This window comes from Polaribacter staleyi (assembly GCF_038024045.1).
In the GTDB taxonomy this organism is placed as follows: Bacteria; Bacteroidota; Bacteroidia; order Flavobacteriales; family Flavobacteriaceae; genus Polaribacter; species Polaribacter butkevichii.
This window is the reverse complement of record NZ_CP150665.1, coordinates 3,212,955-3,228,271: the sequence shown is the minus strand read 5'-3', so window position 1 is coordinate 3,228,271 and position 15,317 is coordinate 3,212,955. Positions and strand designations below refer to the sequence as shown.

Genomic DNA, 15,317 nt, shown 5'->3' with positions numbered 1-15,317 from the left:
CGTATCGAAATTTGATACGGTTTTTTTTATTTCCTTATTTTAGACAAAAACTTCTTAAAATATATGGGATATAAATTTTTAATGCACTCGCATTTGTTAACAGTTATGCCTTGTGTTTTTATTGGTGCATACCTTTTATTAGTGAAAAAAGGAACTCCTTTTCATAGATTATTAGGTAAAATTTATATGTCTTTAATGATAATTACAGCCATCATTACACTTTTTATGCCCGCTCAAGTTGGTACTCAATTTTTAAATCATTTTGGTTGCATACATTTATTTAGTATTCTAACATTATACAGTGTTCCTACAGCTATAATTGCCGTGAAAAAAGGGCAAATTAAAAAACATAAACTAAAAATGATCTTTCTTTATTTTGGAGCAATAGTTATTGCTGGAGGTTTTACATTAACTCCAGGTCGGTTTTTACACACCTTCTTTTTTGGCTAATAACCATAAAAAAACCACATTATTTTATAATGTGGTTTTTTTAAAATTTTGTTTGTTTACTCTATAATAAGTTTTCTTGTTGTTTGTTTGTTTCCGTTTGTAACTTTCAATAAATACAATCCTCCAGAAAGGTTATTAAAAGATATTTTTTTAGAAAAACTTGTATCTTTATTTGTATTTAAAAATACTTTCTGCGCTACTAACCTTCCTCTAATATCAAATAATTGTACAGACACATTATCTGTATTTATCAGCTTAAGATTTAATGTAAATTCACCTTTCGTAGGATTTGGATACAAATTAAAATCTTCAAAAACAGCATCATAAATAGAAACACTTTTTACAAAAACAGTATAATCTTCTACTTCCCCATCAAAACCTAAATCACAGGAACCTGGAGCTGAAGGATCATCTGAATCTACATATTTAGTAGAAATTCTTAAAATAGTTTTGCCTAATCTAGCATTTTCAGGAACCGTAATTTTAAATGGACTTGCACTCGTAGCAATATCTTCCCCATCCTCTGTAGAACCTAAATCATACGCTTCTTCAATATCAAAAACACAGTTTTGATTCCAATCTATCCAAGCTTGCGTTAACACTCTATACTCACCATCCGTATTTGTATTTACTACTAATTCATAGGTACTATTAATAAATATTTCTGTTTCTATTTCTGTATAATCACTATATCCTAAACCACCTTCTTCTTTTTCAGATGCATTATTAATTGTATTAAATTCTACTAAGGTAGTTCCTGTTAAAAAATCAGCATCTCCTCTAGACTCACACACTTCACAGTCTTCTGTTGTAAAACTATTGGTTTTACTATAACTTCCTTCACCACAATCATTAACAGACTTTACCTTCCAGAAATATAGAGTTTCTTGAGACAAGTTAACTGGAATATAAGAATTGTTTGTCACATTCTCTGATGAAACAATTTCAGAAAAATTAGGGTCTTTTGCTATTTCAATTTGGTAAGATACCGCATTAGTATCTAACGCCCATTTTAACTCTTCAAATAGATCAATATTATCTGCCTCATCTTGAGGTGAAATTAATGTTAATTCATTAAAATCGGCTGTTTTTAAATCTAAAACCACAGCTACATTCTTATCTAAACTTGTAGAAACTCCTTTCACATTTATTTCATAATTCTGAGCTGCTTTACCCTCTAAATTAGAAATGGTCATTGTTACATTTCCATCAGAATTAATTACCGAAGGAGAAAAAACCACATTGGCACCAACTGGAAAACCTTCTGCAGATAACGTAACAGGATCAGAAAAACCATTTACAAAATCAAAATTAAACGTGTAGTTTACAGAGTCATTACCTGAATTACACCCTAATTGCATACCACTGGTATTTGACATTACAAAACTTGGTATAACAGAATTGATCGTGAAATTTGTACTATTAACGTTATAAAAAATATTATCTGCAGCTTCTACCATAATTCTTGAGGTTGTAGAAGGATTATTAGGAATTACAATATTTTCTACACCATCATTTGGTGTATTTTCTTTAATCATGATAGGAAAAGTAAGTCCACCATCAACAGATAATTTAATATTCACATGTAAACAATTAATAGGCATGAGATCTGTGGTTCCTTTTACCCAAGATACTGTTTGTGTTGAGCCAACATCCCAAGCAACATCAGAATTAGGAGCAGAAACAGTAAAAGCTTCTGCATCTTCTACAGATACGTTCATATCATCTCTAGCAGAACTTCCCCCACCTGCATGATTGTCTCTTACTAGAAAAGAAAAATTTAAATCGCGCGCTACAGAAGGCAAAACTTCCCAAGTAGAAGACGTACTACCTGAAACAATAGTTGCTAATGCAGGCATATATCTGTTAGGTGTAGAACTTGACTGTAAAGATCTAAAAACAGGCCCTTTAGTACTTGTTGAAGCAGGAGGCATTACTGCTATTTGATTATCTATTTGCTCCCAATTATAAGTTAAACTTGCAGTACCATCTGCATCTGTACCAACTCCTTTTAAAACAAATGGCGTTGATTTTGGAATACTAAAATCTGCTCCAGCATCTGCTACTGGTGCTGTATTATTGGTATCACTAACTACTGCACAACTTGCCGAAGTCTGAATAATACCCCACATTTCTGCAATACTAATTGCATGAAAATAATCATCACTTTGACCTTGTACATTTGGCGAACAAATACCTGCATACCCCATTATAGTAGAGGCACTTCCGGGTTCTACTGCTGTTGAATTATTTCGATTACAATCATTATTATTCTGTGTATGGTTTGCTCCAAATTGATGTCCCATTTCATGCGCTACATAATCAATATCATATGCATCTCCTATAGGCTGACTTCTACCAGTTACCCCTTCCGCTTTAAGTCCAGTTACACAAACAACACCACCACCAGCTAAACCATCTCCTGCAATGCTAAAAACATGCCCAATATCGTAATTAGCATTTCCTATTTTAGAATCACAAATAGTTTGTACTTCGTTAAGCATTGCATCAGGATCACCATCGGTAATATTATCTGTACCTGCATCTAAAAAAATAATCTTATCATTGTCTGCTACAATTACCATTCTTACCGCTAAATCTCTTTCGTAAACACCATTAACCCTAGTCATAGTAGTATTCATAGCAGATAAAACTGCTGCTTTTTTTACTTCATCTGTAGCCGCTGTAGATATATTTTGATTTGTTAAATGAAATTCTGCATACTCTCCACTGCAAGCTAAAGCTAACCGAAAAGTTCTTAGCTTTCCGTCATTGGCATTTTTAATACTATTTGTTTTTGCAACACTTGTTACCGTTTCCTCTACATGACAAGTAAAACCATCTTTATCTGGTGCTAAATCTGTTCTCTTATAAACCATTAATGTTTTACCGTCTTTAGAGTAAGGGTCTACATATAATGTTTTTTCAACGCCCGAAAATACTATAGCATGAAAACCATCTGTACCCATACTAATTTTTGCTACTGCCGTAGGATCATCTATTCCTTGAGCAGAATAAGACTTTATCATAGAATATTTTTCAGCCAATTTAGCCTCAAAATTTGATGTTTCTTTGATGATAAAATTAGAAAAACCACCTACTGCATTGGGTAGTTTTATAATACTTTGATCTTCTTTAGATTTTGATTTAGACTTTAAAAACGTCTTAAAATTATCAACATCTATAGAAAGAAGGCTATAATTAGAAGGGAAATTTTTCTTTTTTAGGATATTATTTTCTTGAATAATCACTTTATTTTTATCCATTTTTTTTAAAAACTCTTGAGCATATACTCCGCTGAAAGAGAAAAAAAATACGACAAGAATAAGTGATAGAGGAAATTTTGTTTTCATAAACAGTTTATATGTAAAATCGTCATCAAATATAATGAAATAATTATCTTTGTAGTCGAGATTATGAACAGAAACATACTACTACAAGACTTATCTGTAAAAGACTACAAAGAAGCCTGGGATTATCAAACTGAATTATTACAAGGAATTGTTGATGTTAAGATTGCTAATCGTAAGAATGAAGAAAAAATTTCTACAAAAAATTATTTTTTATTTGTAGAGCATCCACATGTATATACTTTAGGTAAAAGTGGACACATGAGCAATTTGTTACTTAATGAAAAGCAATTAGCAGAAAAAGGAGCTACTTTTTATAAAATTAATCGTGGTGGTGATATTACTTACCATGGTCCCGGACAAATTGTTGGCTACCCAATTTTAGATTTAGAAAACTTCTTTACAGATATTCATAAATACTTACGTTTTTTAGAAGAAGCAATTATTTTAACCATTGCCGAGTATGGAATAAAAGCAGAAAGAAGTCCTGGTGAAACAGGTGTTTGGTTAGATGTTGGCACTCCGTTTGCTCGTAAAATTTGCGCTATGGGAATCCGTTCTTCTAGATGGGTAACAATGCATGGTTTTGCATTAAATGCAAACGTAAATTTAGGCTATTTTGATAATATTATTCCCTGTGGAATTAAAGGAAAAGCCGTAACTTCTATGGAAGCCGAATTAAATAAAAAAGTAGACACTGAGGAAGTAAAAGCTAAAATTCTTAAACACTTTAAACTACTTTTTGAGGTTGAAGAATTTATAAAATAATTACTCATTGCGAGTTTACAAAGCAATCTGTAAATTTTAATTAACAGATTGCTTCACTATCGTTCGCAATGACAAGTAATTACTTCTCTTCGTTAAAATATACTTTATAAAATTTCATTTTCTTTTCTTCATCATACCCTCTTTCTAAATATTCTGATGCTGCTTCTGGTGCATCTACATCTAGTTTTATGTTGATGTTAGTGTCTAACTTAATTTCTGTTTTTAGCTTGTTTTTCTCTTTCTTTAAAACGACTCCAGAAACATCAAAATTATTTCTGATTAACACATCATTTAATTTTTCGAAATGCTCTTTGTATTCGTCAAACTTTTCTTTGTGTTTCTCTTCTTCAAAAACCTCATCTTTAAAAGTTGCATAATCTACAGCCTCATTTTCTTTAAAATAATCTACCGTATTTGCTAAGAAATTACCTTGTTGGTGCATTCCTAATTCGGGCTTAATTACTTCTTCAGAAAATTCTTTACACATTTCTAAATAGTTTTGTGTGTGCGAATTGTAATCGTCTGCTAATTTTACAGATAAAAAGTTTTTAGTCCAATATTGTGCATCGTAATTGTTGTTATCTACAGATAAAACAACCGTACCTTCTGCATCTGATGTATTTAAAACCAAACATCCTTTGTCTATTCTTTTGGTAGAAATTCCTTTTTGAACAACCACATCAAAACTCTCATTATCATCTAAATAAGTCTGAAAGAAATCTACTTTATTTTCTATTTTAAAAACACCAATGGCTTCTGTTAAAACGTCTTTATATTCTATACCTTCTATATAAACCACAAGTACATCTCCTGTTTTTATTTGTGCAGAATTAGACTGCTCAAACAAATGGTTTACAATACTTTTTGAGTATTCTACAAAACTTTCTTCGTCATTAAAAACTTCTGAAGCAAATTTATTTACCTCGTTTAAACGTACGTCTTCATGATTGGTAAAGCGGTAGCTTTGTGTTAAGTTTCCGAATGGTTTTAATAAAAAACCTTTCATTAAATCGTAACTTTCTTGATCGAAACGAATTAAGTCTTCAGAAAAAACATTTTGTCCGCTATTAAACTTATTGGCAACTTTATGTAAAATACATTTGGTAATTTCTGCTTTGGTTTTTCTTATCATCAGTTAAAATTTTGGAGCGTAAAAATAGTCGAAGTTTTTAAATAATTAGAACTTATTCTATAAAGTTTACAAACAAGTTTAGCCCTGATTGAACGGTTTGTTTGAGCTCTTTTTTGCCTTTTTAGGCAAAAAAAGCGAGTAGTGAAAGCAGGAAATAGCTTCTAAAAAATGTTTTATAACTTTAATTTGGTTTGTTCTGGCAACAGTTTAAAGGTTTTTCTGTGGTATTTAGTTGCACCAAATTCTCGTATTCCGTTTCGGTGTTCTTTTGTTGGGTATCCTTTATTTTTTGCCCAATTATAGACAGGAAATTCTACATGAATTTTTGCCATATACTCGTCTCTATACGTTTTTGCGAGGACAGAAGCTGCGGCAATACTTAGGTATTTGGCATCTCCTTTTACGATAGCTTTGTGCGGAATATCTTTATAATCTTTAAATTTATTACCGTCTACAATAATAAATTCTGGCTCAATTTTAAGCATTTCTATAGACCTGTGCATGCCGGTTATAGAGGCTTGCAAAACATTTATTTGATCTACTTCTTCTTGCCAAACAAAAGAAACGCCAAAGGCAAGAGCATTTTTTTCTATAAAAGGACGCAATTCTTCCCTCTTTTTTTCTGATAATTGCTTAGAATCATTTAAAAAAGGATGTGTAAAATCTTTTGGTAAAATTACGGCTGCTGCTACTACAGGGCCACATAAACAGCCTCTACCGGCTTCATCTGTACCGGCTTCTAAAGAAAAACCACTATAATTTGATGCTAACATTTTACAAAGAAAAGAAAAGTTTAAATAAACATGGCTTAATTAACAGATTTCATGATAATTATTAACAATTATTTTCGTTTAATTATTTTACATTTGCCATTGCAGAAACAATCTATGAACAAATTACGATTCTTCTTATCAATACTTGGTTTTCTAGTGGCTGGTTCTTTATTTTCACAAAGAACTCTAAACCCTATTCAAGAAAATAATGGTTTTAATACGATTCAGAATGACACCCTTAGAAATACGGGAGAAATTACGGTAAAATTATCTGGTAAAACAAAGTATACAGACTACAAAATATTTTCTCACGAAAGAGATACCACGTATATAGACACCACATTAACCATACAAAAAGATTATAAATTTAATTATTTAAGAACGGATAATTTTGAGTTATTAGCCTTTCATAACCAAGGGCAAACCTTTACCAATTTAGGGTATAATTTTAGCAATTTAAATTTCTTGCCAGACATTGGTTTTACTGCAAAACAGTTTAGCTATTTAGATATTGATGAAATTAAATATTACGAAGTACCTACACCAACAACCGAAATTACTTACAGAACAGGGTTGCAACAGGGGCAAGTTTTAGATGCTATCTTTACCGTAAATTTTTCACCAAGATTAAACGTATCGCTTTCTTACAAAGGAATTCGTTCTTTGGGAGCTTACAGAAGATCTTTAGCGAGTCATGGTAACTTTAGAGGTGCTTTTCACTACAGAACAGAAGAAAACCAATACGAAATTCGTGGTCATATAACCTCTCAAGATTTTTTTAATGAAGAAAGTGGTGGATTGCCACAAGATGAAATTGATAAATTTGAAAGTAACGATGACAACTATACCACAAGGGCTAGATTAGATGTAAATTTAGATGATGCCGAAAATGATTTTGAAGGTAGAAGGGTTTATTTTGATCATAGCTACAAACTGTTATCTAGTAAAGATAGCATCAACAAAAAGGATTTTAGCAACTTAAAAGTTGGACATGTTTTTACTACGGAAACAAAAGAGTATAGTTTTACACAACCTACAAGTACTACAACTATTTTTGGTGATGAAAACTCTGCTGGTGCTAGTAACAACCTAGCAAAAAACACCATTACAAATAACGAATTAAACCTAGAATTTAACTCTAAATACGTACTTGGTAAATTTAAAGCCAAAATAAATATTACCAATTATTCTTACGGATATGATACTATTTTAAACACAAATAGTAATATTTCTAAAGTTAAATTAGAGGGAAGTGCCATTTCTGTAGGTGCAGATTGGAACGCAAAAATTAAAAACTTTCATTTAAATGCTACCGGAAATCTATCTCCTGGAAGCGGCAGATTGTCTGGTACCTTTTTACAAGGAGAGGCATTGTATAAAAAAGACAGTCTTTTTGCAGTAAAAGGAAGTTTATTAATTAGCTCTAAATCGCCCAACTTTAATACGCTTTTACACCAAAGTAAATATGACGATTACAACTGGCAAAATGATAATTTTACGTCTGTTAATACAAGAGACCTAGGCTTCTCTTTTAGTTCTAAATGGCTAAATGCAGCTCTTAACTTTACAAATATTGACAACTACACTTATTTTGGTGAAGACAACAAACCGCATCAATTCGATAGCCAAATTACTTATTTAAAAGTAAAAGCGAACAAAGAAATTAAGTATTGGAAACTAGCTTTAGATAATACGGTAATGTACCAAAACGTTAGTAGTGGTAGCTCTGTTTTTAGAGTACCAGAATTGGTTACAAGAAACACATTATACTACCAAGACTACTGGTTTAAAGGAAAACCAATGTTAGTTAACATTGGGGCTACTTTTAATTATTTTACAAAGTATAAAATGAATGCCTACAACCCATTGTTAGCGGAGTTTACATTACAAGATACGCAAGAAATAGGTTTTCCTTCTGTAGATGTTTTCTTTAACGCACAAGTGCGAAGAACACGCTTGTATTTTAAAATTGAAAACGTAACTTCTAGTTTTACATCAAAAAACTATTACTCGGCTCCTAATTATCCATATAGAGATTTTACTATTCGTTTTGGATTGGTTTGGAACTGGTTTATTTAAACTTTAATGTGTTAAATCATTTATGAAAGACCAACTTAAAAACAACTGGAAATTATTTTTAATGGCTAGTTTAACTTTAGGACTTGCCCCTTTTAATCCGCCACATATTTTAGGTAAAGTTCAATGGATTTTAGGTGGAGGTGCTTTTATAGGAGCACACCCAATGCAAGCTAAAGATTGGTTTGATGTTTTACTACACGGAAGTCCTTGGGTACTTTTATTAATTTCTATTGTTTTAAATCTTTTTGCATTAAAGACAAAAAACGTCCCAAAATAGCACTCCCTATTTGCCCCTTTTCTACAAAACCTTGAGATTTATAAAAAGGAATAGCATTAGGGTCTGCAACTAACTCTATGGTTTTTGCATTAGAAATTGTTGCTTTTTCTAAGGCATGTGCTAATAATTTTTTACCGATACCTTTACCAATAAATTTAGGTAAAACAAACAGCATTTCTAATTTAACGAAATCTTCTTTCGGATTATTTAAAACGTAAAAACCTACAACTACATCTGCAACCATAAATTTAAACACGTTGCAAGTTTCTATGGTAGTAGATGTTACTGTTAAATCATTTCTCCAACCTTCTATCAACTCTTTAGAATACCCCCAAAAAGCTTTCGATTCTAATGCAACCTCAGTAAGTTGTTTTGCATCCGAAAGAACAGCAGCAACAATCATATTATTTTTTTACTAACTGTTTAATTTTAATATTAAAAGCAGCAAAAATTAAAGTCATAATAGGACTTAACCAGTTAAAAATAGCAAAGAAAAAGTACTCTGAAACACTTACACCTAAAACACCCGATTGATATGCTCCACAAGTATTCCATGGAATTAAAACCGATGTTACTGTACCAGAATCCTCTAAAGTTCTACTTAAATTTTCTGGTGCTAAGCCTTTATCTTCATAAGCTTTTTTAAACATTTTCCCGGGTACAACAATGGCTAAATACTGGTCTGAAGCCGTAACATTTAAAGCTAAACAACTGGCTACAGTACTTGCAAATAAACCAAAAACAGAAGATGCCATACTTAATAACGCCTTACTAATTCTTGCCAAAGCACCAATTGCATCCATAATCCCTCCAAAAACCATAGCACAAATTATCAACCAAATAGTACCTAACATACCACTCATACCACCTGCAGAAAACAAATCGTTTAATTCTACACTTGTAGTTTCCACTGCAGAATCTATTGTAATTGCATTCATAACGCCTCTATATGCAGAATTAAAAGTTAAAGAATCTGCGCCTGCAACATTCATCACTATTTCTGGTTGCGCAATAATAGCTACAACACCTGCAAATAAAGTACCCACTAACAACGCTACCAATGGTTCTGTTTTTTTTATAATTAGAAAAATTACCGTTATAGGAACCATAAATAACCAAGGAGAAATATTAAAGGCAGCATCTATAGCTGCTAATTTATCTGATACATCTGGCGTACCTGTTGTTTCTATAGAAAAACCAATAATTAAAAAAACTAATAGTGTAATTAAAATTGTTGGCACTGTTGTTAAAGACATGTATTTAATATGTGTAAACAGATCTCCACCGGCCATTGTAGGCGCCAAGTTTGTTGTATCTGATAAAGGAGACATTTTATCTCCAAAATAAGCACCAGATAACACTGCACCTGCCGTCATACCCGCAGAAATACCCAAAGTATTTCCAATACCTACCAAAGCAATACCAACGGTTGCAGAGGTGGTCCAAGAACTACCGGTTGCAATAGAAATAATGGCACAAATAACAACCGAAGCTGCCAAAAAGATAGTTGGGTTTAAAATTTGTAATCCGTAATAAATCATAGAAGGAATGATACCACTTATTAACCAAGTTCCGGCCAAAGCACCTACCATTAACAAAATTAAAAGAGCTCCAGAAGTAGATTTTATATTTTCAGAAACCTCTTCCATCATTTGTTTGTAAGAAACCTTGTTTCTAAAACCAACAATTGCAGCTACCGCTGCTCCCATTAACAAAATAAATTGATTACTACCACTTAAAGCATCATCACCATACACAAAAAAAACATTGTAAAACAACATACCAACCAACGCAAAAACCGGTATTAAGGCTTCCCAAATATTAAGTTCTTTATTTTCTATAATATTCTCGTCTTCCGGGTTTGTTGGTGTAATATTCTTGCTCTCCATATAGTTAAAATTTCGTTTTGTAATGTTACGATTTTACGGAGTTTTACGCAAATTGATTTCAGCAACTTATATTTACCCTTTCGGATTTGTCAACTCTATTTTTTTTAGTCTGTTTTTTTAAAGAATATTTTTTTTAGAATAGTAAAAAATAATAATTTGTTTTTTTATAAAACCCCTACACTAATCATACAAGATTTCATTGCCTGATAGGTTCTTTCAATATTATTATCTAAACCAATAGAAAAACGGATTAACCCCTCTGACAACCCCATTTCTACTTGTTCTTCTTTAGGTATTTCTGATGATGTTGAACTGCCAGAAGCAGAAAATAATGTTTTGTAAAAGCCTAAACTTACCGCTAAATACCCTAAATTTTTATGCTGCATTAACTCCATTAATTCATTGGCTTTCTCTAAAGAACCAACATCAATTGTTAAGATTCCTCCAAATCCATATTCCTTATTCATAATTTCTTTAAAAAGCATATGAGAAGGATGAGAAGCCAAACCAGGATAGACTGTTTTTAACCCATCCGCTTCAAATTTTTCTGCCAAAAAAGCAGCATTAAAACTGTGTTGTTTCATTCTAAGATGCAGCGTTCTCATATTTTTTAAAATCGATGAAGCCCTTAAACTATCCATCGTAGAACCCAATAACATACTAGCTCCGCTATTTACATTTCGTAAATCGTTGATAAATTCTTGTGTACCACAAACTACACCACCAACAGTATCTGAAGAACCATTAATAAATTTTGTTAAGCTATGTATTACAACGTCTGCCCCTAATTTTGCAGGAGAAATTGATAATGGAGAAAACGTATTATCTATCACCAATTTTAAATTATATTTTTTTGCTAACGCAGATAAACCTGCAATATCTGCTACTTCTAAAAGCGGATTACTTACAGATTCGCAATACAAAACTTTTGTTTTTTCTGTAATAGAAGCTTCTACAACTGCCAAATTTGTAATGTCTACAAAAGTGGTTTTAATATTAAATTTTGGGATGAAATTTTTTAAAAACGCATAGGTTCCTCCGTAAATAGTTCTACTAGAAACAATATGTTCTCCTGCATTTACCAATTGCAACAAAACAGGTGTAATGGCCCCCATACCAGATGCAGAAACGTTTGCTGTTTCTGTACCTTCCATTGCAGCTAAAGTTTCTCCTAAATATAAATTTGAGGGTGATGAATGTCTTGAATACAAATAACAGCCATCTGCATTACCTTCAAAAGTATCGAACATGGTTTTTGCTGATATAAATGTATAGGTAGAGGAATCTGAAATGGATGGATTTACGCCACCAAACTCTCCAAAATATTGTAAATCTTGAATTTTATCTGCGGGTTTAAATTTCATAATTATTTAGTTTTATTGATTACAAAAAAACGACTAACAAGAAATAAAATCAACATAAACTAAAAAATATAGTTTTATTATCTAAATTTATAAAATAAACTAGACTTAAAAACTAAAATAAGTTCTATTCCGATATCTTTTCAGAAAATTTAAAACCATGGCATTAGATTCTACCGATAAAAAACTCATTAATTTATTACAAGAAGACAGTAAACAAACCACAAAACAGTTATCACTTCAATTAAACTTGTCTGTTACGGCTGTTTATGAACGTATCAAAAAATTAGAAAACCAAAATGTGATTGAAAAGTACGTAGCCATCATCAACAAAAATAAAATTGATAAATCGTTCTTAGTTTTGTGTCATCTAAAACTGATTCAACATTCTAAAGAATATGTAACTACTTTTGAGCGAGAAATTTTAAAATTAGAAGAAGTATCAGAATGCTTTCATGTGAGTGGAGATTATGATTATATTCTAAAAATTTATGTAAAGGATATGGAAACTTATAGAAATTTTATGGTTACCAAATTAACTGCCATAAAATATATTGGCAGTACACATAGTATCTTTGCTATTGAACAAGTTAAAAACACAACCGCTATAAACTTATAAAACATGCAAACTACTCGTTGTAAATTTTTTGAACTTTTATTAATTTTTGTGCTAATTCCAATAAGTTTTGCATTTGATTATTCTCCTATTTTAAAATTGATTATAGGTCTTTTAGGTTTTACTTATATTACCTATGTACTTTTTAAAGTTGAAAAAATTAAATTCAGAATTGAGAAAAACATCAACTGGAAACATTTTTGGACAACTACATTGATAAAATTTTTAATTATTGCCCTTATTACCACTTCTTTTGTTTGGTTTACAGATAAAGAAAATATTTTTACCGTGATGTTAAATAAACCTAGCTTATGGATTTTAATCTTGCTTTTTTACACTTTCTTTTCGGTGTATCCCCAAGAGCTTTTGTATAGAACTTTCTTTTTTAAACGCTATCAAAATCTATTTAAAAACGAAAGCTTATTTATACTTGTAAACGCCCTTTTATTTTCTGCTGCGCATCTAATGTTTAGAAATACACTTGTATTATTTTTAACCTTTATTGGTGGAATTTTATTTGCTATAACGTACAATAAAACAAAGTCTACACTTTTAGTTTCTATTGAGCATAGTATTTATGGTTGTTGGTTATTTACGGTTGGCATGGGCAATATGCTTGGTTTTCCTTCTTAATAATAGCAATGCAATTGTACTCTTTTTCATTCAATTTATTTTTGTGTAATAGCAATTCTTAAATTTTCATATTTAGCAATACTTCTTCTAAAACTTCTGTAGTTTTTATATGCTTCTTTAGGGTAAACGCCTTCTTTAATAACCATTGTTTTATGATACTTAAAGGTTGTATCATCTACTTTTGTAAACGTAACTTTATAGGTTCCAAATTTTGATGAAATATTTTTTTCTGAAGGTAAAACCCCCAAAACATAGCCTTCAGGAATTATAATTTCATACTGATCTTCATCTTTATATCCTCTAGAAATTTTTAATGGCAACTTTCTACTTCTGTATCTTTTAGGTATAAAATTGTTTCTATTAAAAACATTAACTCTAAACAAATATTCTTTGTTATTTACAGAAGCATAGTTTTTAATGGTTACTTTTAAATCTTCTTTAAAAACTACCTTATCTTTATCATTTAACAAATCTACAGCATCAATTTCTAAATTGTTATTATAACTCCAATCGTTAGATTTGTATTTTTTTGTAAGTTCTTCTTTTGATAAAGTTTCATAAAAAGATTTATCATCATATTGAATTCCTTTAGAAACTCTATGTAAACTAGCTGTTAAACTTCCGTTTTTTTCTAATTGAATTTTTCCGTTTAACTCTTGTAAGTTTGTTTCATTCTTGTAGGCAGGAGTTCTTTTTATAACTCCGCCTTCTGGTGTTATTACCAACACATTTCTGTCATCTGTAAAATCTCCCAAAAACCCAAACGGAATTGTTTGACTGGTACACTCCAACCAAATATCATTACCATTATTAGGGATATTTAGAATAACATGGTTTCCTTGAGCTAAGGAAGCAAAATCTGTATCGAAAGAAACTTTATCATCTCTATTGGCCTCTACATGCACGTAATTAGATTGAACCCCTACAACATCTAACAATGCTTTTGTATAATTAGTTAACCCCTTACAATCCCCGTAACTAACCTTGTCTACCTCGTTTGCTGATATGGGCTGAATACCTCCAATACCAACTTGTACACTTATATAACGCGTTTTATTTTGCATAAAATTGTAAACAATTTTCGCTTTTTTAATAGGATCTTCTACTCCTTTTACTAAACTTAAAATTTTTTGTTTAGTTGTTTCCTCTAAATTAGACTTTCCTCTTAAAATACTTTCGTTCATCCAAACACCTAGCTCTTTCCAATTAGAATAACTTCCTTTTATATTGTCTGTTTGAAAATCTAGAGGAACCACCATTAATGTTGGTAAGATCTCATTGTAAGAAACACTATTTTCTTCATATTTAAGTGCCGGTTGATTTTTTAGAGTTGAGTGTAACTCATAATCTGTATGTTTGTTTTCTATATTATAACCCTCAAAGTTTTTTTCTTTCTTATTAAAATTTATTTTTAATGGATTTTTAAAAACATAACTACTTTTTTCAATAGAAACAAAATAGCCTTTAATAGGGTACCAATTAGGTATAAAACCTGTTGATGATGTTTTATATTCAGACTCAAAAACCACTGTATACGGATAAGAAACTGGCGTATAATCTAAATATTTTACTCTAGAGTCAGAATACAAAGTCCCTCCACTTACAGCACTTTCGTCTAAAAATTTATTTTTAGAAAACTTATTTATTTCCTTACCAAAAGCATTATAAATAACCGCAGATAGTTCTGTTATTTTAGTGGTATTATCATAATACTCATACATAGAAGCTTTACTGTCTCCTAATTTATTTAAGACAGTTACTACTTTTGTTTTATGCACAACCATATCATCTACATCATCTAGCGTAATATGTAAAGTATTATCTCTTATAACAGCATTTGCATTTTCTTTTAACTCTGTAGGAATTAATAGTGCAGCGTAATTTGGTTTTTGACTAAATGTGTTGGGTACAATTAACAATAAGGCGGCTAAAATAGCGCCGAAAATAAACTTTTTCATAGATTTTTTTGATAGCAACCAAAGTTAAAAA

General features: G+C 31.1%; 13 protein-coding genes. 6 read left to right on the top strand and 7 right to left on the bottom strand.

The genetic code is table 11. From position 1 onward, the window contains the following. Positions 1-63 precede the first annotated feature (63 nt). The gene (locus WHD07_RS13540) at positions 64-450 is read left to right on the top strand and encodes a DUF2306 domain-containing protein (protein ID WP_343328835.1); all 387 of its coding nucleotides are present in this window, start codon (positions 64-66) and stop codon (positions 448-450) included. Positions 451-506: 56 nt separating this feature from the next. On the opposite strand, the gene WHD07_RS13535 is transcribed toward WHD07_RS13540, so the two are convergent. Then, positions 507-3,716: a reprolysin-like metallopeptidase gene (locus WHD07_RS13535; RefSeq protein ID WP_343328834.1), complete on the bottom strand. Its 3,210-nt coding sequence runs from the start codon at positions 3,714-3,716 to the stop codon at positions 507-509. A gap of 150 nt (positions 3,717-3,866) precedes the next feature. Between WHD07_RS13535 and lipB the strand changes: the two genes are divergently transcribed. Further along, positions 3,867-4,568, top strand: a complete 702-nt coding sequence (gene lipB, locus WHD07_RS13530) for a lipoyl(octanoyl) transferase LipB (protein ID WP_343328833.1) — start codon at positions 3,867-3,869, stop codon at positions 4,566-4,568. 79 nt (positions 4,569-4,647) lie between these two features. On the opposite strand, the gene WHD07_RS13525 is transcribed toward lipB, so the two are convergent. Both WHD07_RS13525 and WHD07_RS13520 read right to left on the bottom strand, forming a co-directional pair. Then, positions 4,648-5,700 (bottom strand): nucleoid-associated protein, encoded by a 1,053-nt coding sequence (locus tag WHD07_RS13525; RefSeq protein WP_105047431.1) that lies wholly within the window; start codon positions 5,698-5,700, stop codon positions 4,648-4,650. Between the two features lie 173 nt (positions 5,701-5,873). Beyond that, a complete protein-coding gene (locus WHD07_RS13520) occupies positions 5,874-6,473 on the bottom strand; it encodes a ribonuclease HII (RefSeq protein ID WP_343328832.1) in 600 nt (199 codons plus the stop codon). Between the two features lie 114 nt (positions 6,474-6,587). Here WHD07_RS13520 and WHD07_RS13515 point away from each other — a divergent pair, with 114 nt between their 5' ends. Next, the gene (locus WHD07_RS13515) at positions 6,588-8,552 is read left to right on the top strand and encodes a putative porin (protein ID WP_105047429.1); all 1,965 of its coding nucleotides are present in this window, start codon (positions 6,588-6,590) and stop codon (positions 8,550-8,552) included. Between the two features lie 22 nt (positions 8,553-8,574). Further along, entirely contained in the window at positions 8,575-8,829 is a 255-nt protein-coding gene (locus WHD07_RS13510) for a hypothetical protein (RefSeq protein WP_105047428.1), read from the top strand. Here WHD07_RS13510 and WHD07_RS13505 read toward each other — a convergent pair. The 3 genes from WHD07_RS13505 to WHD07_RS13495 form a co-directional block, all read right to left on the bottom strand. Beyond that, on the bottom strand, positions 8,780-9,232 hold the full coding sequence (locus WHD07_RS13505) for a GNAT family N-acetyltransferase (protein WP_343328831.1): 453 nt from the start codon (positions 9,230-9,232) through the stop codon (positions 8,780-8,782). The genes WHD07_RS13510 and WHD07_RS13505 overlap by 50 nt on opposite strands. Before the next feature lies 1 nt (position 9,233). After that, the gene (gene nhaC / locus WHD07_RS13500) at positions 9,234-10,718 is read right to left on the bottom strand and encodes a Na+/H+ antiporter NhaC (protein ID WP_105047426.1); all 1,485 of its coding nucleotides are present in this window, start codon (positions 10,716-10,718) and stop codon (positions 9,234-9,236) included. Positions 10,719-10,882: 164 nt separating this feature from the next. After that, positions 10,883-12,082, bottom strand: a complete 1,200-nt coding sequence (locus WHD07_RS13495) for an aminotransferase class I/II-fold pyridoxal phosphate-dependent enzyme (RefSeq protein ID WP_343328830.1) — start codon at positions 12,080-12,082, stop codon at positions 10,883-10,885. A 157-nt stretch (positions 12,083-12,239) separates the two neighbouring features. On the opposite strand from WHD07_RS13495, the gene WHD07_RS13490 reads away from it, so the two are divergent. Continuing rightward, positions 12,240-12,698, top strand: coding sequence for an Lrp/AsnC family transcriptional regulator (locus WHD07_RS13490; protein ID WP_158839158.1), 459 nt, complete (start codon positions 12,240-12,242; stop codon positions 12,696-12,698). Between the two features lie 3 nt (positions 12,699-12,701). Continuing rightward, positions 12,702-13,328 carry a CPBP family intramembrane glutamic endopeptidase gene (locus tag WHD07_RS13485; RefSeq protein ID WP_343328829.1) on the top strand — a complete coding sequence of 209 codons (627 nt, stop codon included), beginning with the start codon at positions 12,702-12,704 and terminating at the stop codon, positions 13,326-13,328. Between the two features lie 35 nt (positions 13,329-13,363). On the opposite strand, the gene WHD07_RS13480 is transcribed toward WHD07_RS13485, so the two are convergent. Further along, positions 13,364-15,286, bottom strand: coding sequence for a DUF3857 domain-containing protein (locus WHD07_RS13480; protein WP_343328828.1), 1,923 nt, complete (start codon positions 15,284-15,286; stop codon positions 13,364-13,366). Positions 15,287-15,317: the final 31 nt, after the last annotated feature.

Bases quoted from the DNA above. Each gene is read 5' to 3' on its own strand.
- WHD07_RS13540 (WP_343328835.1), top strand. From the start codon at position 64: ATGGGATATAAATTTTTAATGCACTCGCATTTGTTAACAGTTATGCCT.
- WHD07_RS13535 (WP_343328834.1), bottom strand. From the start codon at position 3,716: ATGGATAAAAATAAAGTGATTATTCAAGAAAATAATATCCTAAAAAAG.
- lipB (WP_343328833.1), top strand. From the start codon at position 3,867: ATGAACAGAAACATACTACTACAAGACTTATCTGTAAAAGACTACAAA.
- WHD07_RS13525 (WP_105047431.1), bottom strand. From the start codon at position 5,700: ATGATAAGAAAAACCAAAGCAGAAATTACCAAATGTATTTTACATAAA.
- WHD07_RS13520 (WP_343328832.1), bottom strand. From the start codon at position 6,473: ATGTTAGCATCAAATTATAGTGGTTTTTCTTTAGAAGCCGGTACAGAT.
- WHD07_RS13515 (WP_105047429.1), top strand. From the start codon at position 6,588: ATGAACAAATTACGATTCTTCTTATCAATACTTGGTTTTCTAGTGGCT.
- WHD07_RS13510 (WP_105047428.1), top strand. From the start codon at position 8,575: ATGAAAGACCAACTTAAAAACAACTGGAAATTATTTTTAATGGCTAGT.
- WHD07_RS13505 (WP_343328831.1), bottom strand. From the start codon at position 9,232: ATGATTGTTGCTGCTGTTCTTTCGGATGCAAAACAACTTACTGAGGTT.
- nhaC (WP_105047426.1), bottom strand. From the start codon at position 10,718: ATGGAGAGCAAGAATATTACACCAACAAACCCGGAAGACGAGAATATT.
- WHD07_RS13495 (WP_343328830.1), bottom strand. From the start codon at position 12,082: ATGAAATTTAAACCCGCAGATAAAATTCAAGATTTACAATATTTTGGA.
- WHD07_RS13490 (WP_158839158.1), top strand. From the start codon at position 12,240: ATGGCATTAGATTCTACCGATAAAAAACTCATTAATTTATTACAAGAA.
- WHD07_RS13485 (WP_343328829.1), top strand. From the start codon at position 12,702: ATGCAAACTACTCGTTGTAAATTTTTTGAACTTTTATTAATTTTTGTG.
- WHD07_RS13480 (WP_343328828.1), bottom strand. From the start codon at position 15,286: ATGAAAAAGTTTATTTTCGGCGCTATTTTAGCCGCCTTATTGTTAATT.